16 protein-coding genes and 1 pseudogene are annotated in these 18,925 nt (G+C 64.5%); 7 read left to right on the top strand and 10 right to left on the bottom strand.

The features are described 5' to 3' along the window. Positions 1–159 precede the first annotated feature (159 nt). Complete coding sequence (locus U5914_RS16695; protein ID WP_336136881.1) at positions 160–1,539, top strand: hypothetical protein; 1,380 nt, start codon at positions 160–162, stop codon at positions 1,537–1,539. A gap of 87 nt (positions 1,540–1,626) precedes the next feature. On the opposite strand, the gene U5914_RS16690 is transcribed toward U5914_RS16695, so the two are convergent. Then, positions 1,627–2,676, bottom strand: coding sequence for a glycosyltransferase family 4 protein (locus tag U5914_RS16690; RefSeq protein ID WP_336136880.1), 1,050 nt, complete (start codon positions 2,674–2,676; stop codon positions 1,627–1,629). Positions 2,677–2,754: 78 nt separating this feature from the next. Continuing rightward, positions 2,755–4,266, bottom strand: coding sequence for a lipopolysaccharide biosynthesis protein (locus U5914_RS16685; protein WP_336136879.1), 1,512 nt, complete (start codon positions 4,264–4,266; stop codon positions 2,755–2,757). Positions 4,267–4,362: 96 nt separating this feature from the next. On the opposite strand from U5914_RS16685, the gene U5914_RS16680 reads away from it, so the two are divergent. After that, positions 4,363–6,156: a S9 family peptidase gene (locus U5914_RS16680; protein WP_336136878.1), complete on the top strand. Its 1,794-nt coding sequence runs from the start codon at positions 4,363–4,365 to the stop codon at positions 6,154–6,156. A 239-nt stretch (positions 6,157–6,395) separates the two neighbouring features. Here the strand turns inward: U5914_RS16680 and U5914_RS16675 are convergent, their stop codons facing one another. Beyond that, positions 6,396–8,396, bottom strand: coding sequence for an AMP-binding protein (locus U5914_RS16675; RefSeq protein ID WP_336136877.1), 2,001 nt, complete (start codon positions 8,394–8,396; stop codon positions 6,396–6,398). Positions 8,397–8,515: 119 nt separating this feature from the next. Here U5914_RS16675 and U5914_RS16670 point away from each other — a divergent pair, with 119 nt between their 5' ends. Then, complete coding sequence (locus tag U5914_RS16670; protein WP_336136876.1) at positions 8,516–9,106, top strand: GNAT family N-acetyltransferase; 591 nt, start codon at positions 8,516–8,518, stop codon at positions 9,104–9,106. 26 nt (positions 9,107–9,132) lie between these two features. Here U5914_RS16670 and U5914_RS16665 read toward each other — a convergent pair whose 3' ends face one another. From U5914_RS16665 to U5914_RS16640, 6 genes are all read right to left on the bottom strand, one after another. Further along, on the bottom strand, positions 9,133–10,317 hold the full coding sequence (locus U5914_RS16665) for a DUF5305 domain-containing protein (RefSeq protein WP_336136875.1): 1,185 nt from the start codon (positions 10,315–10,317) through the stop codon (positions 9,133–9,135). A 43-nt stretch (positions 10,318–10,360) separates the two neighbouring features. After that, positions 10,361–11,491 (bottom strand): signal peptidase I, encoded by a 1,131-nt coding sequence (locus U5914_RS16660; protein ID WP_336136874.1) that lies wholly within the window; start codon positions 11,489–11,491, stop codon positions 10,361–10,363. Positions 11,492–11,562: 71 nt separating this feature from the next. Beyond that, positions 11,563–12,420 carry a hypothetical protein gene (locus tag U5914_RS16655; protein WP_336136873.1) on the bottom strand — a complete coding sequence of 286 codons (858 nt, stop codon included), beginning with the start codon at positions 12,418–12,420 and terminating at the stop codon, positions 11,563–11,565. A 66-nt stretch (positions 12,421–12,486) separates the two neighbouring features. Further along, entirely contained in the window at positions 12,487–13,302 is an 816-nt protein-coding gene (locus U5914_RS16650) for a DUF1102 domain-containing protein (RefSeq protein WP_336136872.1), read from the bottom strand. Between the two features lie 133 nt (positions 13,303–13,435). After that, complete coding sequence (locus U5914_RS16645; RefSeq protein WP_336136871.1) at positions 13,436–13,978, bottom strand: hypothetical protein; 543 nt, start codon at positions 13,976–13,978, stop codon at positions 13,436–13,438. A gap of 20 nt (positions 13,979–13,998) precedes the next feature. Beyond that, positions 13,999–14,583 carry a hypothetical protein gene (locus U5914_RS16640; protein ID WP_336136870.1) on the bottom strand — a complete coding sequence of 195 codons (585 nt, stop codon included), beginning with the start codon at positions 14,581–14,583 and terminating at the stop codon, positions 13,999–14,001. 469 nt (positions 14,584–15,052) lie between these two features. Here U5914_RS16640 and U5914_RS16635 point away from each other — a divergent pair, with 469 nt between their 5' ends. The 4 genes from U5914_RS16635 to mce all read left to right on the top strand — a co-directional run bounded on the left by U5914_RS16635 (position 15,053) and on the right by mce (position 18,700). Continuing rightward, positions 15,053–15,643, top strand: a complete 591-nt coding sequence (locus U5914_RS16635; protein WP_336136869.1) for a DUF7344 domain-containing protein — start codon at positions 15,053–15,055, stop codon at positions 15,641–15,643. Next, positions 15,640–16,512, top strand: a complete 873-nt coding sequence (locus tag U5914_RS16630) for a hypothetical protein (RefSeq protein WP_336136868.1) — start codon at positions 15,640–15,642, stop codon at positions 16,510–16,512. The genes U5914_RS16635 and U5914_RS16630 overlap by 4 nt, the downstream gene beginning before the upstream one ends. Before the next feature lie 87 nt (positions 16,513–16,599). After that, positions 16,600–18,276, top strand: coding sequence for an acyl-CoA mutase large subunit family protein (locus U5914_RS16625; protein ID WP_336136867.1), 1,677 nt, complete (start codon positions 16,600–16,602; stop codon positions 18,274–18,276). A gap of 40 nt (positions 18,277–18,316) precedes the next feature. After that, positions 18,317–18,700: a methylmalonyl-CoA epimerase gene (gene mce, locus U5914_RS16620; protein WP_336136866.1), complete on the top strand. Its 384-nt coding sequence runs from the start codon at positions 18,317–18,319 to the stop codon at positions 18,698–18,700. A gap of 106 nt (positions 18,701–18,806) precedes the next feature. Here the strand turns inward: mce and U5914_RS16615 are convergent. Further along, a pseudogene (locus tag U5914_RS16615) lies at positions 18,807–18,925 on the bottom strand (IS6 family transposase); the annotation flags it as partial.

Here is an 18,925-nt window from a genome sequence, read left to right as displayed (position 1 = left end):
GGTAGATATTGCCACCCACATATCAAATTATGTGAGGAATGTCATCGGCAGAGGCATTATACATAATTGAGGGACGTTGAAATGAATTTTCACTACGCGAAAACGCTATTCGGGCTATTTATACATCCGGAACCATGGAGCGGATGGGTTTGGTGGGGTATGACACGAAACGAAACTCGTCCGGACGAGACCGTAGTATCGCACGAAAACGTCGTCGTAAGCCGCGAATTCACGACCAAAGACGAGGGAATCGTCGTAACGCTCCGGCTCCGGTCGACCGACGAGCAACCGGCGACCGTCCACGTCACCGACGAGTTCCCGGCGGCGCTCCCGATAGAGGCCGTCTGCTTCAACCCTGAGAAGGGGCCGAATTCGGGGGATATCACCCCCCAGCGGGCCTCGATCGAGCAGCCGCTCGACGACGAACCGGTCGAGGTCGAGTACGGAATCTCGCTGTCCGAATCCGTCGAAGAGGTGCAACTCGGCCCCCCTACGATTCGGGAGGTCGCAACGGGCATCACCCGAGGGGCTTCCCGACAGACCGACGATGGCGCACGATCGTCTACGATAGAGAGTTGGGATTTCGGACCTTCGAAGTCGTTTTCCTCGCTGATTCCGTCACTTGGCAGCGGATCGTCCGAACCGGACGATTCGGACGCGATGGAGTCGGCCGACGGGACATCGAACACGAACCTCGAACCGCCGGAGACTGACGGCGGCGGGCCCGGCGAGAACCCACCGGAGCCTGAAGGCGGCGCTCTCGACGATGCATCGCCGGAATCCATCGAGGAGGCCGTCGAACGGGTCAACGTAGAGGACGACACTGATAGTTCGTCCGTCGAGGCGAGCGAACACGTAGGGACTGAAGAGGACGGTCCCGAAGCCGAGAACGACGAGACAGTCGAGGTTGCTCTCGAGGAGAAGCGGGGCGACACCTCCGAGTTGGGAGGTGATACGGAGTCCGCGAGCGAGGAGACGATAGAGGCCGCTCTCGAAGACGGCCCATACGACACCTCTGAGCCGGAAAATCGGACCGAAGCGGAGGACGATTCCGAGTCCACAGGCGACGAACGGAGCCCCGAGACCAGACGGAGCCTCGAACTCAGAATCGACCATCTCAGTGCCCGCATAGAGGAGTTCGCGGCCTACACGGCGGGGCTAGAGGAACTCCTCGACGACCACGGAACCGCCTCGACGTTCATCGACCGGATGGAAGAGGAACTCGCGACCCTCGACGAGGGACTCCAGTCGACTCGGGACGACGTAGACGCGGTCCGTGAGAACCACGACGAGGACGTCTCGGACCTGCGCGAACGGACCGACAGGCTCGACGAGCGCCTCGACGGCGTTCGAGAGGACTTCGAGACGGGGCTCGAAGACGTCCATGACCGCGTCGAGACGGTCGAAGACGACGTGCAGGCGTTGCGCGAGGAGGTAGGAGAGCTCCGGGCGGAGGTCGCGGAACTCGAGAACCTCCGCGAGTCGCTCGCCGATGCGCTCACCCCCTCGGCCAGTACGGAGGGCTCGGTCGACGACTAGGTTCGGGGCGAACCGACCGACGAACGGCCACGAGAGGTACGGCTGGGCGTTCGAGCCCCGGGACTTGCGACCGGGACCGCAGACGCGTTACTCGGCGCCGCACTCGCGGAACAGTTCGAGGTAGTCCTCGACGACGGCGTCGCGGTCGAACTCGCGGAAATCCGTATCGAGGTCGCGATGCTCGAACGTCCACGCGTCGGCGATGGCGTCGTCGAGGGACTCCATGTCGGTGACGCGGATGCCGCGTTCGCGCCGCTCGACGAGTTCGTGGGCGCTGGAGCCCTCCTGATACTCGACGACGCCGACACAGCCGGCGGCCAGCGCCCACAGCAACTCGTCGGCGAAGGCCTCCCGTCGCGACGTCTGGACGAACGTGTGGGCGCCACGATAGACCGCGATTCGGTCCTCGCGGTCGAGGTCGCCGACGAACTCGACGCGGTCGCCGATGGCGAGGTCGCGGGCCTGCGTCTCGTAGGCCTCGCGCTCGGGGCCGTCGCCGACGACCGTCGCCGTCCAGCCGTCCTGTCCGCGGAGTTCCGCCAGCGCGAGCAGGAGGCTCTCGAGGTTGGCCGCCTCGTCGAGGTCCCGTGCGTAGACCACCTCGCAGCGCTCGCCGGGAGCGGTCGATTCGACCAGCGAGAAGTCGATGCCGTTGGGGACGACGACGGTTCGCTCGCCCGACGCGCCGCGTTCCCGGACCTGTGTGCGCTGGAGTTCCGACGGCGTCACGACGCGGGCCGGCAGGCGGGCGGCGGTCCCGGCCCATCCGGAATCGGCGGCGCCGGGTTCGTCGCCGTACCAGTCACAGACCAGCGGCGCGCGGGCGGTGAGGGCGCCGATTCGCGCCGAGACGACGGTACCCGGCGGGTCCGGCGAGACGAGGACGACATCGGGGCGGTGGCGGGCCAGCAGGCCGGTGAGGCGGGTATAGAAGAGGGCGGGCCGGTCGTGGACCACCGCCTCGTAGGTGACGCCGTCGAGGTGGATTCGGCGGGTGTCCTCGCCCCACCAACCGACGCAGTAGACGGTCACGTCGTGGCCGCGGTCGGCGAAGGCGACCGCGAGCCGTTTGAGGCGGGCAGCGCCGTCACGGTCGGACTGCGGCGGCGGGGACCTGAAGACGACCGCGATTCGCATGCGACCGACGACGAGGGCGGGTGGCAAAAATGGATGGGGAATCGGGGTGGGGTCGATTTTCCGGACGCCGAGGGCAGGTCACCGAGGTAGCAACCGCGTCAGGTCGCTGGCGTACCTGTCGGCCAGTTCACGGACGACGAGTCGGTCCCGTGGGTCGACGCCGAGGACGTGGAGGCTCGCCACGTACGCGAGAGTACCGACGAGGGCGCCGACGGCGACGGCCGGCAGGCCAGACACGGCGAGTCGAACAACCCACATCACCGCGAGCGCGACGGCGCCCGCCGCCAGCGGGGTGAGGAACGTCTGGTCGAACGGCCACAATCCCTCGAAGCGGCGCAACAGGAGGACCTGAATCCCGTTCTGGATGGCGATGGCAAGCGAGGTACCGAGGGCGGCGCCCACGAGGCCGAACCGCAGGACGAACGCGTAGGTCAGGCCGACGTTGAGGGCCGCGAGAAGCCAGTCCAGCGCCATCCGGGCGTACTGGTGGTCGGTCATCATCAGGAGCCACCCGGTCGCACCGACGGCACTGCCGACGAAGACGCCGCCGAGGTAGACGACGAGGGGGACGTACCCCTGCGTGTAGGTCGGGCCGTAGACGACGAGTACGGCCAGTATCGGAACGACGGTCGTGACTATCAGCCGCGTCACCGACGAGTAGACGGCGTTGAGCGTCCCCGTCCGGCCGTCGGCGTACAGGTCGGAGGCGACCGGCGGCAACAGCTGATTGAACGACAGAAGTGGAATCCACGCGATGGCTATCAACACGAGGACGGCGTTGTACACCCCGGCGGCGACGGCCGAAAGCAGCGCCCCGACCAACAGCACGTCGATGCGGTTCTGGAACACCTTCCCCAGGCTGCTCATCGCGACCGGCGCCGCGTGGTTGTAGAAGCGGCCGGCCTCACGTCGGGCGCCGCGCAACGAGGGGGTGATGCCGGTCACCCGCGAGGAAAGCGGGACGACGGCCACCGCGAGCAGGCCCGTCGCGACGACGATGGCGCCGGCCACCCCGACGACCGAGTAGCCCGCCCCAAGCGCCGCGACGGCGCCGACCAGTCGGGCGGCCGGCCGAAGCAGTTTGTTGAACGTCACTTCGCCGCGGGCCGAGCCGACCGCCCGGAAGACGGCGGACCCCACCGTCACGACACCGAGCAGGCCGACGAGGACGCCGAAGGCGCGCATCGTCGGCACGAACGACGGCTGGGCCACGGTGAGAGCGTTTATCTGCGGGGCGGCAAGCCAGATGCCGACGGCTATCGCCGCCCCGAACGTCAGGGTCGTGGCGTAGGCCAGTCCCGCGACGGCCGAGCGACGGCCCGGGTCGCCCTCGTAGGCCGGAAGGTATCGTTGGAGGGCGGGGACGCTCCCGAACGTGACGAGCTTGACGAGCAGTTGGGTGATGCGCCACGCCAGCGCGTACACCCCGTAGGCGGTTGGGCCGAGGCCCCGCGCGAGGATGACCTCCACCGCCGTCATCAGGACGCGCTGGCCGGAGACGCCACCGGAGGTGACGACGGCGCCGTGCGCGATGGTCAGCAGCGCCTCCCGCTCCTCGTCGGGGACCGACTCCTCTCGTTCTCGGCGCATCGGTTCGTAGCTCCGAGGGTCCGTTTCAAAAGGCGTGGGATTTCTCCCGACCGTGACGGCCGAATCGCTATTACCCACCGACCCCACGCACGGGACGTGTACGACATCGAACGGTATCTCAACATCCGGAGCGCCTTCGGGGCCTCCTTTGCCCCCGACGGCACCCTCTCCTTTCGGATGGACACGACCGGAACGCCGCAGGTCTGGACGCTGACCGACCCGGCCGAGTGGCCCGAACAGCGCACCTTCTACGAGGAGCGGGTCACTTTCGCCTCGTGGTCGCCCGAACGGCAGGAACTGGCCTTCGGGATGGACGAGGGGGGCAACGAGCGCCAGCAACTCTTCCGCCTCGATGCGGACGGCCGAATCACGAACTGGACGAACGCGGATGCGAAACACCGGTGGGGCGGCTGGAGCCACGACGGCGACCGCTTCGCCTTCGCCTCGAACCGCCGCGACGAGTCGGTCTTCGACGTCTACGTGCAGGACCGCGAGGTGACGGGCGACGACGCCGAGATGATTTATAAAGGCGACGGCTGGCTGTCGGTCGCCGGCTGGTCGCCCAGCGACGACCGCCTGCTGGTCCACGAGGCCCACACGAGTTTCGACCACGACGTTCACGTCCTCGATATCGAGTCGAGTGAGATGACACATCTCACCGACCACAGCGACGAGGAGATTCGGTATTCGAGCCTCTCGTGGGCGCCCGACGGCGACGCGCTCTACTGCTGTACGGACCTCGACGCCGACACGCTGTATCTGGCCCGCCTCGACGCCGAGACGGGCGAGTTGGAGACCGTCGAGAGAGGGGGCGACTGGAACCTCGACGGCATCGCCCTGGACGACGAGACGGGCCGACTGGTCTACTCCCGGAACGTCGACGGCTACACCGAACTGACCGTCGGCGAACTCGCCGGCCCGACCGATATCGAGGAGTTCCCGGACCCCGACATCCCGGCCGGCGTCTCCGGGGGCGTCGCCTTCGACGACGACGCCGACCGCTTCGCCGTCACCGCCACCGCGGATACGGTCAACACCAACGTCTACGTCGTCGATTTCGAGACGGGCGAGGCCGAGCGGTGGACCCGCGCGCCGACGGCAGGGATTCCCGAGGAGTCGTTCGTGGAGGCCGGCCTCGTCCGCTACGAGACCTTCGACGGCCGCCAGATTCCGGGCTTCCTCTCGCTTCCTCACGAAGTGCCCGAGGGGGGCGCGCCCACGATTGTCGACATCCACGGCGGCCCGGAAAGCCAGCGGCGGCCCTCCTTCTCGCCGACCAAACAGTACTTCCTCGCCCACGGCTACGCCGTCTTCGAACCGAACGTCCGGGGGTCGACCGGCTACGGCCGCGAATATACCCACCTCGACGACGTCGAAAAGCGGATGGACAGCGTCGCGGACGTCGAGATGGCTGCCGAGTGGCTCGCCGACCGGCCGGAAATCGACGGCGACCGACTCGTCGCCAAGGGCGGCTCCTACGGGGGATTCATGGTGCTGGCGGCGCTGACCGAACAGCCCGAACTGTGGGCCGCCGGCATCGACGTCGTCGGCATCGCCAACTTCGTGACGTTCCTCGAGAACACCGGCTCGTGGCGACGCCACCTCCGAGAGGCCGAATACGGCTCGCTAGACGAGGACCGCGAACTGCTGAAGGAGATATCGCCCATCAACAACATCGAGGCCATCGAAGCGCCGCTGTTCGTCCTCCACGGCGCAAACGACCCGCGCGTTCCGGTCGGCGAGGCCGAACAGATAGCCGAGGAGGCCGAAAAACAGGGCGTTCCCGTCCGGAAGCTGATCTTCGAGGACGAGGGCCACGGCTTCACGAAACTCGAGAACCGCATCGAGGCCAACCGGGCCATCGTCGACTTCCTCGACGAACACGTCTGAGCGGCAGAAGATATATACCATGCTACCACATACCACACACTAACGGAGGTGGTGCAGTAGTCTACCACCATACCCACTCCACGAACCGTACAGCATCGGAACACGACTAGGTCGACCCCTCGCTTCGCTCTCCCACCCATCCGGGTGGTCCTTTTACTCGCGTTCAGGAGAACCGGAAACGTCCGTAGGAAGACCGCCGTCAGAAGTACTGCTCGGCGATGTGGTCGGCCGCTACGGGGCTATCGCGCGTTCTCGATTTCCTCGAGCGCGCCGGGGTTCTCGATGGAGGACATATCCCCGAGGTCCTCGCCGGTGTAGGTCGCCTCGATGGCCCGGCGGATGATCTTGCCCGACTGCGTCTTGGGGAACTCGTCGACGAAGAGCAGTTCACGGGGCTTGAACGGCTTGCCGTGTTCCTCGCCGACCTTCGCGCGGAGTTCCTCCCGCAGGTCGTCGCTTTCCTCGTAGCCCGGTTCGAGGACGACGTAGGTGACGACGGCCGTCCCCGTGGTGTCGTCGGGGACGCCGACGGCGGCGGCCTGATTGACCGCCTCGTGCTCGATGAGTGCGCCCTCGATTTCTGCCGGCCCCACTTTGCGGCCGGCGACGTTCAGCGCGTCGTCCGCGCGGCCGTGGAGGTACCAGAAGCCGTCTTCGTCCTTCTGGGCCCAGTCGCCGTGGTCCCACATCGGCGGGTCCTCGAAGGAAGACCAGTACTCGTGGAGATAGCGGTCGTCGCCCTGCCACAGCGATTTGGTCATCGACGGACAGGAGTCGCGGGCGACCAGATAGCCGCGCTCGTTGTCCTCCTTGACGGACTGGCCCGTCTCGTCGACGATGTCGATGTCCATCCCCAGACCGGGCCCGCCGAGCGTACACGGCTTCAGCGGCTGGTTCGGCAGCGGCATCAGGAAACACCCGAAAATCTCGGTCCCGCCGGAGATGTTGATGATGGGCGTGTCGCCGCCGCCGACCTCCTCGTAGAACCACATCCACGATTCGGGGTCCCACGGTTCGCCCGTCGAGCCAAGCAGTCGAAGCGACGAGAGGTCGTGGTCCTCGACCCACTCATCGCCCTGCTTTCGGAGCGCCCGGATGGCGGTCGGCGAGATGCCGAACTGCGTGACGTCGTGGCGGTCAATCATCTCCCAGAAGCGGTCCGGGTTCGGGTAGTCCGGCGCCCCCTCGTACATCACCATCGTCCCGCCGAAGGTATGCGTCCCGATGAGTTGCCACGGGCCCATCATCCAGCCGATGTCGGAAACCCAGAAAAAGCGGTCCGAGGGCTTGAGGTCGAAGCCGAAGAAGACCTCCTTTGCCGGCTGTACCTGCCCGCCAGCGTGGGTGTGGACGATGCCCTTCGGCTTGCCCGTCGTCCCCGACGAGTACAGCAGCATCGACTCGTCCGAGGAGGCGAGTTCCTTGGTCTCGTAGTCGTCGTCGGCCTCGGCGACGGTATCGGCCCAGTAGGCGTCGCGGCCGTCGGTCAACGGCGGGTCCGAACCCTCGAAGCGCCGGTAGACGACCACGTCGGTCACGTCGTGGTCGGCCTCCGCGATGGCCTCGTCGGCGGTATCCTTCAGGGTCACCTCGTCGCCGCGGCGATAGAAGCCGTCGGCGGTGAAGAGCACGTCCGCCTCAGGGTCCTCGATGCGGGTCGCGGTCGCCTCGACGCCGAACCCGGAGAAGATGGGCACGGCGATGGCGCCGGCCTTGAAACAGCCGTAGAGAATCGAGATGACCTCCGGCACCATCGGCATGTAGAGGGCAACCGTATCGCCCTGTTCGACGCCGACGGATTCGAGATAGTTGGCCACTTGATTCGACGTGCGCGCGAGTTCGTGGTAGGTGAAGTTCCGGACCTCGCCGTCCTCGCCTTCCCACAGACAGGCGACCTTGTTGCGGATCTCCGAACCGCGGGCGGCGTGGCGGTCGACCGTGTTGTGGGCGATGTTGAGTTTCCCGCCCGGATACCAGTCGGTGAACTGCGGGCCGTCGGTGTCGTCCCGGACCGCGTCGGGGGTTTCGTACCACTCGATGCCGAGGTAGTCGGGCAACTCGTCCCAGAACCACTCGACGCCCGACTGGTCGACACCGTCGATGTCCGACGTGGTTCGCTCGATTAACGCCTCGTAGTCGTCGATGCCGTACTCGTCCATGAACGCCCTGACGTTGGTGGACTCGACGAACGACTCGTCGGGGCCGTACACCACCTCGTCGAACTCCTCGAGGGACTCCATACTGTCACGTGTTCGCACCCGACGGCAAGTAGTTTTCTTCCGTCCGAAAACACGAAATCTGTTTCTCGTTTTCTCACGGCAGGGGAACCGTTTTGCGTCACCCACTCATAGGGACGCGTATGTACGTCCGGGATGCACGCAACCGCGATGAGGCCTGGCTGTTGGACCACATCGAGGAGATGGGGCTGGACGAAACGGCATTCCGGTCGCGGGATTACGTCATCGCCGTCAACGAGGAATCGAACGCCCGGGCCGGCTTCGGTCGGATTCGCGTCCACAAGGACGAGGCGGGCAACGAGGTCTGCGAACTCACCAGTATCGGCGTGCTGGAGGGCTGGCGGGGCCAAGGCGTCGGCGCCCACGTCATCGAACGCCTCGTCGACAGCGCCGAAGCCGAGGGGTTCGGCCACGTCTTCTCGCTGACGAGCGAACACGACTACCTCGCGCAGTTCGGCTTCGAGGGCGTCCCGAAAGACGCGCTGCCCGACCAACTGCAGGACCGCCTCGAAGCCAAACGCGAGTCGCTCGACCCGGAGGCCGTTCCCATGCGCATCGACACCGACAGTTTCGAGATGCCCGACCACCTCCGCGAGCGGTTCAAGCGGGCGGCCGAGACCGAACCGCCCGAAGAAACCGACCCTGACGAGGACGCCGAGGACTTCGGCATCGACCCCGACGAGGCGACCTACAAGTACGATACCGGGAGGTAAGCCGGACGTCCGTTCGACGGCGTGTCCTACTCCGAGGTGTCAGCCGACGACGACTCGTCTTCCGGGGCGGCATCCTCCGGCGTTCCTTCATCATCGTCGGCGGCCACGGCTCCAGTCGACGCGACCGTCTCCAGTAGTCCTCCGGTCCCGTCCATGTCGTCGATTTTCTCGTGGTCCGGCACGTACTCGTAGCGGAGCCCATCGTCGATGACGTGGAAGGTGTCGTCCTCGGGGTCGTGGATGACGCGCCGGTCGCTGTCGATGGCCGCGTCGACGAGGTCGGCCAGCGAGTCGACGGCCACCGCATCCCGCGTCCGAACGGACTCGGGAACGCGCCCGGTCGAGATCCACTCCTCGAACTCCTCGCGTTCGGCCTCGGCCGCCAGCGCGGCGCGTTCGGCCTCGCTGATGGCGAGAGCCCCCTGACTTCGGGCGACGCCGAGCGCCGCAAGGCCCAAAAGCGACAGCAGCAACAGCACCGGGCCACCGATGCTCCGAAGCGGGCCGTACTCCCGCTCGACGGTCACCGTTCCGGTGTGAGGATGGCGTTCGGTGTCCCCGCTCGGTGCCTCGACCGAGTAGGTGTCGGCACCGGGGTCGATGGTCATCACGTAGCCCGCTTCGTGGCTGGCGTCGGAACCGCCTGCCGTCCCCGTCGCGGTGACGTTCGTGACGATTCGAACCTCGGTCGACCCCGGCGACGCTCCGAGGTCCTCCTCGATGGCGTCGACCTCCGCACGCACCGCGGAGACGTTCAGGGAGAAGGCCGTCGTCGCCGTTCCATCGGGACCGATGGTCGTCGACGTCTCGTCGAGCGGGTCGGTCACTTCCCAGAAGACCGCGCCCTCCTCGCCGACCGACCGGATGACGAGCGTCGTCTCGGCTTCGACGTCGAGTTCGCCGCCGCCCGCGAAGCCGTAGCTGAACGACCCGTTGAGTTCCGGCGCGACGTTCGTGTAGTAGACGCTCCGGTTTTCGAGCGTCGTCCCCACCGGGAACACCCGGTTCTCAGCGGTGACGGTCGCCCGGTGGTCGTAGCCGGCCGTCGACTGCCACGCGCCGACCTCCTCGGTCCGCGTCTCGGTGCCGGGGTCGACGTGTGCCGTGTAGACGGCCGCAGCACCGACTGCCCCGACGACGAGCAGCGCCACGACTGCGACAGCGAAGTAGTCATCGAGCGATGCCCTCGCACGAACCCCCCACATTCCCATCGTCTCCTCGATTATCGGCGGGAAATAAAAGGGTTGCCACCGCTCACAGCCACGACCCCCGCGAGCGCTCCCGTGTCCGAATCGGGGAAGCCCCGACCACGAGTAGGCCGACCGCGAGGAAGGCCCCACCCATCACGGCGCTTGTCACGACCGTCGGCAGCCACGGATGGACGCCGTAGAGCCACGCGACGAACCCGTAGGGAAGCACCGCGAAGTACCGGTGTTCGGTGACGTACTGGGGATAATACCCCGTCTCCGGCGGCGCCTGCAGGGTCACCGTGACGTTTTCTTGCTCGCCGCGGTCCATCCGCATCGACCGAGGCTTGACGTCGACGTTGCTGCTGGCCGGCGAATAGAAGGCATAGACCGGGAGTTGGCCCCCGTTGAGCGCGGGATAGGTCAGGTTGCGCTCCTCGCCGGTCGGCACCGTCGTCGGGTTCTCCGAATCGAAGGAGGCACTGACCATGCCGTACTCCTGAGTATCGGACATCGCCGCCATCGTTCCACCCGAAACGAGCGCGAGGAACACCGCCATCGCGAGGACCAGCCGTCGGGGGTTATAAACCCCTTCGCGGTTCCGGCTGCGCTCGACGACGCGGCCCCGTCGCTCGTCGTCGAAGAGGAACCCGAAGACCAGCACCGCGAGGCCGATTCCCGACAGCAACAGCGCCAGCCCCTGCGTCCCGAGGAACGCCCGCGTGCCGAACAACTGTGCCAGCCGGAACTGCAGCCCCTCGACGAGCCCTCGCATCGTCTGGGCACCCGTCCCGAGTTCCGGGATGACGACCACCTCGCCGTTTACCTGCAGGGCGACGGCGACGATTTGCCCCTCCGTTACCGGCGGCTCATCGCCGTCCTGGTCGGTGAAGGGGTTGGCGTCGCCGCGCGTGATGTAGCCCGCCTCGGTCTCGCCGACGACGCGATGGGTCGTCAGCCCGCCCCCGTTGAGGTTCTGGGCCTCGAAGACCACCACGTCGCCCTCCTCGATGTCGCCGGCGACGGGCGAGGGAATCGCGACGAAACCGTCGCCGGGTTCCATCGTCGGCTCCATGCTTCCCGTCTCGACGAAAGAGAGTAGTATCGGCTGGCCGAGCGCGGCCCCCGCGATGAGCGAGACGAGCACCGCTACCAGAAGAACCTCCACCCCCCGGGTGGCGTAGTCTCGAAGCGACACGTACCGGAGACCTCGTCGGCGATTGGGAAAAGCGTTTCACCGGGCGGGACGGCCTCGGCCGACCTGCGCGCTCACACCCACGCCTCGCCGCCGGGAAGCCGGACGCCGACCTCAATGCTCGCGTACGTCGCGACGAACGCCAGCGCGTAGCCGAGCAAATGGACGTAGAGGTTGACGACGCTGCCGTCCCCCGTCGAATCGGCCGGGAACGCCACGAACGGGAACGCCACGAAGGCCACCACGGCGACGGTGAACAGCTCGAAGTGTCCCGTCATGCTCGCCGCCGCCCGAACGTTCGACCGGAGCCGCGTCCGCTCGTCGAACGCCGGCAGCGCGTACAACAGCGCCGACAGCAACGCCGCCACCGCGAGCCCAGCAGTCACGAGCGACCGGACGCTCAGCACCGCCGCCAGCGCCAGCCCGACGAAGAACAGCGCCGGTGCGAGCGAGCGAGTCGCGCGGACGTCGGCGTCGAACTGCGCCTCGACGAAATCCGCCAACGCGAGCGGGAGGTAGCCCACGAAAGCCAGCAGCACGCCCGAAAAACCGTAGCCCACGCTCGGCCGGACGATAGCGAGGTTCAGGTACGACAGCGCGGCCGGAAACACCGCGAGGAAGACGGTAAAGGCGACCCAGAACCGGCGGCGCCGACCGGCCAGGAGGCTCAACAGGTACGCCAGCGGCGCGACCAGCAGGTAGCCCCCCACGTTCACCAGCAGGTGCGTCGAATCGAGGTGGACGAACGCCGACGTGTAGGCGGTCAACAGCGTAGGGTCCGTATAGGCGAAGGTCAGCGACCGCCGAATCGCGAGTGACAGCGAGAAGACTCCAACGAGGACGAACGGGACCGAAAGCAAGAGCGCGATATCGCCCAACCGGGCACGCTTCCGGAGGGCACCGAGGAACGAATCGGCCGTCGCGTCACTCATCACCTCTCAATTCGAGGCGAATGCGGTAAAAAGAACGTCCGATATCGGGGCTCGAAACGCCGACGGCTACGGTCCGGTGAGTCGCCGGAACAGCAGCATCGTGGCGACGACGCCTCCGAGCAGGAGGGCGATACCGAGCAACGCCGGGGAGCCGAGACCAGCCTGCTCGGCGACCGGGTCGTCGGTTTCGGTCGTCCCATCGCCGGGCGTCGAGTCGTCCGACGCCGTCGGAACCGGTGTCGATTGTGACTGGTTCGGAGCCGGCGTGTCCGTTTCGGGTGCCTCGGTCGCGGACTCCGTCTCGGTATCCGTCTCCGTCGACTCGGGTGTTTCCGTGTCCGAATCGTCCTCGAAGTCATCTACGGAGAGGAGTTCGGTGACATCCCCAGAGCCTTCGGTCTCGATAGCGGGGTCAAGGACCGCCATCACGTCGATGGAATCCAGCACGACCTCGTCGGTCTCACGAGTGTCGACGCGCATCGCTATCGTCGCCGAATCGCCGGGCGTCATGAACACGCCATCGGCTTGGCTCTCGACGGCCCCCTCACCCGGAACGTAGAACTCGACGGCGTCGCTGTCGTGGGAAATCCAGACCGTCGCGTTGCTCCGCTGTTCGAGGACGTTCTCGACGGTGAACACCGGGCCGATATCGGTGACGGCATTGGGGTTGACACCTTCGGCGTTCAGGTTCGGGTTCTCCTCGGTGAGGATAATCTGGATTTCGCCGGTGTCGTCGTCTATCTGGGTGTAGGTGCCCTCACCTGCGGGTTCGAGTTCGAGGACATCGGTCTGTTGGTGGGTTACGACCTCTGCACCGGTGGTAGAGACTACAAGGCCAGCTATCGCCAAGACGAGAAGGCAAGCGACGAGTACTCTCCTCATTTATTATTCCTGCATATTTGGCTTCGTGGAAACCCACCGGCGGAATCGAACCGCCGTGCGCCAGCGTGGATTAGGGCAAGTAGTACGCCGAGAGGTAACCGAGGCCTTTACTCGGCTACTACTTGCTGCTGTGCTAGTCTCGATTGCCACCGGCGCGTTCGGCGACAATTGTTAGTGTCTCATCGTAATCACCGGTATCGGAACCGTGTGTATCGATGTAGAGACCGACATCAATGCTATCACCGACCTGAAGACTGGGAGGGTCCTCAGATAAGCGTCCCTCGTCAGTTACGAGCGCCAGCTCTTCGAGCGCCCCACCGTGGTATTCGCTCTGCACTGTCACTTCCTGAGTTCCTTGGTTTTTGATCCGTAATAAATCGTGAAACTCATAGACAGAGTCGGGAGCCACCCCTTCAGCCTCCTGATTTTCGCCGCCGTACACACCAGGGATGTCGAACCGGACCTTATCCCCAGGAGTTGATGAGCGACCAGTCGGATCGCTATCAATACCTGCGTCTGTGAGCGGCTTCAGTCTCAGGAATGCTCCGTAGTCGTCGGTAACTGCGATGGAGACACTTCGCTCAGCGCTGACGCTGGTGAACGCACCGGAGCCGATTGTGAGCCCGCTGGCCCCGGCAAGGGCACCCGCGCCTGCGAGGAATCTACGCCGTTTCATTTGTGAGACCTATCTGGTGGTCAGTCTTGGTTCCCGCCGACGCGGGTGGCTTTGAACGTCACGGTGAACTGGGTACTATCACCGCTAAAGGCGTCCTCGGGGTTACTAATCCAGTAACCAACGTTCGTAATCGACTCACCAACCCCGATCTTAGTTGCAGGTTCGGGCCAGTCGTCAACGTCAAACGAACTTCCCGAGCCGTCTCCTTGGGTGTTCTCAGCATAGAACGAACCGGGGTGACCGCTCGGATCAACCTCACCGACGCGAATCTCCTGCGTTCCTTGGTTCGTAAACTTGAGCAGATTGTCGAAGATCGTGGATGCGTCCTTGTTCATCCCGCTTCCAGCACCCTCACCGTCGGTGTTCGTTTTTTCGTCAGTGTTTCTGAATTCAAGATAAACAGTACCGTCACTCTCCGTGTGGACGTATTCGTCGGCATTCGGAGTGTCTTCAGCCTCGATCGCGAGGAATGCGCTCGCGTCACCCGTCACTTTGATATTAACATCACGATTCGCGCTAACACTCGTAAACGCGCCCGAGCCGACGAGCGCACTTGCTCCCACTGCTGCACTACCCGCACCGATCAGGAATTTGCGTCGTTCCATTTTGAGTTCACCTTGTGTTCCGCGCGTCCCCACGCCCCCACGACGGGTATCGCATCGACCGACCGAGCGTCGCGCCGTGGTTCCGCGCTTATCTCACCCATGCACCTATCCCCCCTTCTGTATGCACTGGCAGAACCGAACACAGCCCCGACCTGCGAACGGACACGAAGGGGCTGAATCGCTCACAGCCCAATCCTGAACTACCGGTAAATCCGTTTAATCACCGATTATAATCCGTAGCGGCGGACTGTGCAATCCCGCTCAGAGGCCCGTACACGCCCACGAATCGGTCGACAGAGCCCACTTATAAATGAATGGCTTTAATCACCAGGGAAGTAAGTAGATAGTATTCGAAACCAGCATACTGCAGCCGATTTTGTGTCCCAAACCTCCCTCGAGCCGCAAAACGACCCCAAGGATTAATAAGTGTGCCAGTCGTCAGACGCAACCGACCCTTGGGTGGGGAAACATGAGTCTGAAAGGGACGCCTATCTCCGATTCGCTGTCGGCCTCGGAGACCGGTTCGTCGCTGCCGCGCGACGAGGTCTTCGAGGTGCTCAGTAACGACCGGCGCCGCTGTGCGCTGCACTATCTCAAGCAACACGACGGGCGACGCGTGGAGCTACGCGAGCTCGTCGACCACGTCACCGCGTGGGAGAACGACACGTCGACGGCCGAGATCGACAGCACCGAACGAAAGCGCGTCTACACCGCGCTCCGACAGAACCACCTGCCGAAGCTCGAAGAGGCCGGCGTCATCGAGTACGAGCACATGCGCGGGGAGGTGGAGTTGACCGAGAACGCACAGGAGGTCCAGATGTATCTGGAGTTCGTCCCGCACAACGACATCCCCTGGAGCGAGTACTACCTCGGGCTGTCGGCGGTGGGGGCGGCGCTCGCCGCTGCCGTGTGGTTGGGGGTGTTCCCCTTCGCCCAACTCTCCGGGCTCGGGCTGGCGGTCATTCTCGTCGCGCTGTTCGCTGTTTCTGCTGTGGTTCACACCTACGACGCCGCACGGAACCGTATCGGCTCCGAGAGATACGAGGTGAGCGAGGAATGAACCGCCGAAGCGTTCTCGCCTCGATGGGTGCGTTCACCGCCAGCGGGAGTCTGGTAATCGGCTCGAACGCCTTCACCTCGGCAGAGGTCGAACGGAACGTGGATATCGATGTCGTCGGTGACCCAGGGGCGTTTCTCGGCCTTCGATATCCAAATGGAGACAGTCAATATCCCGAGGGCGACCCGAACGCAACGCCGCCGGAGACGCTTTCCGCCGATGGGACGACGAATCTCTTCAAAGCGACGAATCAGTTCGCCGCCGACATAGATACGTTCTCCGTAACGATACTCACCGGTGACGAAGCCTTCGACGATGTCGACATCAACGAAAACGAACCGGACGACTTCGGGCCTGGCGCCCATGCATCCGTGACAATCGATGTAGACTGCGTTGAAGATACGACAGCAGAGGTGGTCGTCGAGATATCGGCCGGCGGAACTGGCTTCAGCGTTTCCGCGGAGCGAGCGTTTACCGTCGAGTGCCAAGCACCATCCAACGGCAACGTTAACACGTCGATAGCCCAGTTTAACGGCAGCGGTAAGTTCGTTTTCAATGGGGACGAAAGTCTCGACGGAAAGGAACTTCGGGCGTGGTACCACGACGGTGGCGCGATTTCGCGAACGGATACGGCTACCGCCAACCTCTCCGGGGACGGAAGCAGTATCAATCTGAACCAGCTATTCGATACCCAAAAATCGATCATCGCTCTCGAATTCGAAGGGGAGGACCGATACTTCATCCGCGATACGTGGGATTCGAATTCATGTACTTTCGATGGGTCCGCAACAAGTGCAACCGAAAAAACGGGGGCCGAACTCTGCAACGAGTTAGACAACTGTACTAGTACGCCAGCCATCTGCTCAAACTGACTTCTCCGGAAAGGCGACAGACCGAGATTGTCGACTACACCACAACTCCGCCAACCCTTAAGCCCCGTCCACCCCCTTTCTTCGATAATGTTCGACCCCGACGACCTCGAAGCCATCCAGGAGGGCCGCGAGGACTGGAAAGACGAGACCTACGGCCCCACCGTCGACCGCTTCGGGGAGCGCAAAGACGAGTTCACGACCGATACCGGCGGCCAGACCGTCGACCCGCTCTATACCCCGGCCGACGTCGCCGACCTCGACTACGACGAGGACATCGGCTTCCCGGGCGAGGAACCCTACACCCGCGGCGTCTACTCGACGATGCACCGCGGCCGCCTCTGGACGATGCGGCAGTACGCGGGCATGGGCACCGCCGCCGAAACCAACGAGCGGTTCAACTACCTCATGGACGAGGGGCAGACCGGCCTCTCGATGGCCTTCGACCTCCCCACGCAGATGGGGTATGACTCCGATTCGGCGATGGCCGAAGGCGAGGTCGGCAAGGCCGGCGTCGCCATCGACTCGCTGGACGACATGGAGACGGTCTTCGACGGCATCCCGCTGGACGAGGTCTCGACCTCGATGACCATCAACGCACCCGCGTCCGTCCTGCTGGCGATGTACATCGCTGTCGGTGACAAGCAGGGCGTCGACCGCGAGGAGTTGCGTGGGACCATCCAGAACGACATCCTCAAGGAGTACATCGCCCGCAACACCTACATCTTCCCGCCGGAACCGTCGATGCGCATCATCACCGACATCTTCGAGTTCTGCGCCGACGAGGTCCCCAACTTCAACACCATCTCCATCTCGGGGTATCACATCCGCGAGGCGGGCGCGACTGCCGCACAGGAACTCGCCTTCACGCTCGGTGACGGCCTCGAATACGTCGAGGCCGCCCTCGATGCCGGCCTCGACGTCGACGAGTTCGCCCCCCAACTGTCCTTCTTCTTCAACGCGCACAACAACATCTTAGAGGAAGTCGCGAAGTTCCGCGCGGCCCGCCGGATGTGGTACAAGATGATGGACGAGCGCTTCGACGCCGAGAAGCCCGCCTCCAAGCAATTGAAGTTCCACACCCAGACTGCCGGCTCGACGCTGACCGCCCAGCAGGTCGAGAACAACGTCGTCCGGGTCGCCTATCAGGCACTCGCCGCAGTCCTGGGCGGCACCCAGAGCCTCCACACCAACGGCAAGGACGAGGCACTCAGCCTGCCGACCGAACAGTCGGTCCGGACCGCGCTCCGAACCCAGCAGATTCTCGCCCACGAGTCCGGCGCCGCCGACACCATCGACCCGCTGGCCGGTTCCTACTACGTCGAGGCGCTGACCGACGAACTCGAAGCAGAGGCCTTCGAGATTCTCGACGAAATCGAGGAACGCGGCGGGATGCGGCAGGCCGTCGAAAACGAGTACGTGCAGGGCCAGATTCAGGACGTCGCCTTCGAGCGCCAGCGCGAGATCGAATCCGGCGAGCGCATCATCGTCGGCGTCAACGAGTATCAGGTCGACGAGGACCCCAAGGAGGACATCGAGGAGGTCAGCGAGGAAGAACAGCGCCAACAGCGCGAGCGCGTCCAGCAACTCCGCGAGGACCGCGACAGCGAGGCCGTCGACGCCGCGCTGGCGGACCTCAAGGAGGCCGCCGAGGGCGACGAGAACGTCATGCCCTACATCGTCGATGCGGTGAAGGCCTACGCGACGACCGGCGAAATCTGCAACGCCATGCGCGACGTCTTCGGCGAGTACCGCGCCGGAATATAGGAACACGAACTATTTGGCGTCGGCCGGCGACGCCTCCGGTATGCGCTTCGACCACGCCGGCGTCGCCACCGACAACGCCGAAGGACTGGCATTTCTCTACGAAGACCTGTTCGACTGCGAAATCGTTCACGAAGAGCGGTTCGAGGACCTAAAAGTGATGTTCCTCGGCCTCGACAACGGCTACTTCGAGTTGCTGGAACCGCAGGAGGAGGGGACCATCTCGAAGTACCTCGAAAACAACGGGCCGGGCCTTCACCATATCGCGCTGGAGACCGACGACATCGAGGCCGCCCTCGAAAACGCCGAGGACGTCGGCGTCGACCTCATCGACGAGGAACCCCGTCGAGGGGCGTGGGGCCACGAGGTTGCCTTCCTCCATCCGGGGTCGACCGGTGGCGTTCTCGTCGAGTTCGTCGAACACTAAGGCGAGACCTCATTCTGGTCGACGAGCGGAGTCGTCGAGAAACCGACCATAGAGACAGAGGTGAGAATCGAGGCGACGACGGATTCCCTCGGATAACCCATCGTGTTTAGTTAAGCGAATTCCACCAGACGGCGAAGGCTTGCAGCCATGTTTCTGCTGTCGTCGGCTGCACGTTGCTGAAACTATTACTAAACGAAGAAGTACGTCGTTTTACTTCTCTAAATA

Source organism: Natronomonas amylolytica (genome assembly GCF_037031205.1).
Taxonomy (GTDB): domain Archaea; phylum Halobacteriota; class Halobacteria; order Halobacteriales; family Haloarculaceae; genus Natronomonas; species Natronomonas amylolytica.
This window is presented reverse-complemented; position numbering and strand designations above follow the sequence as displayed.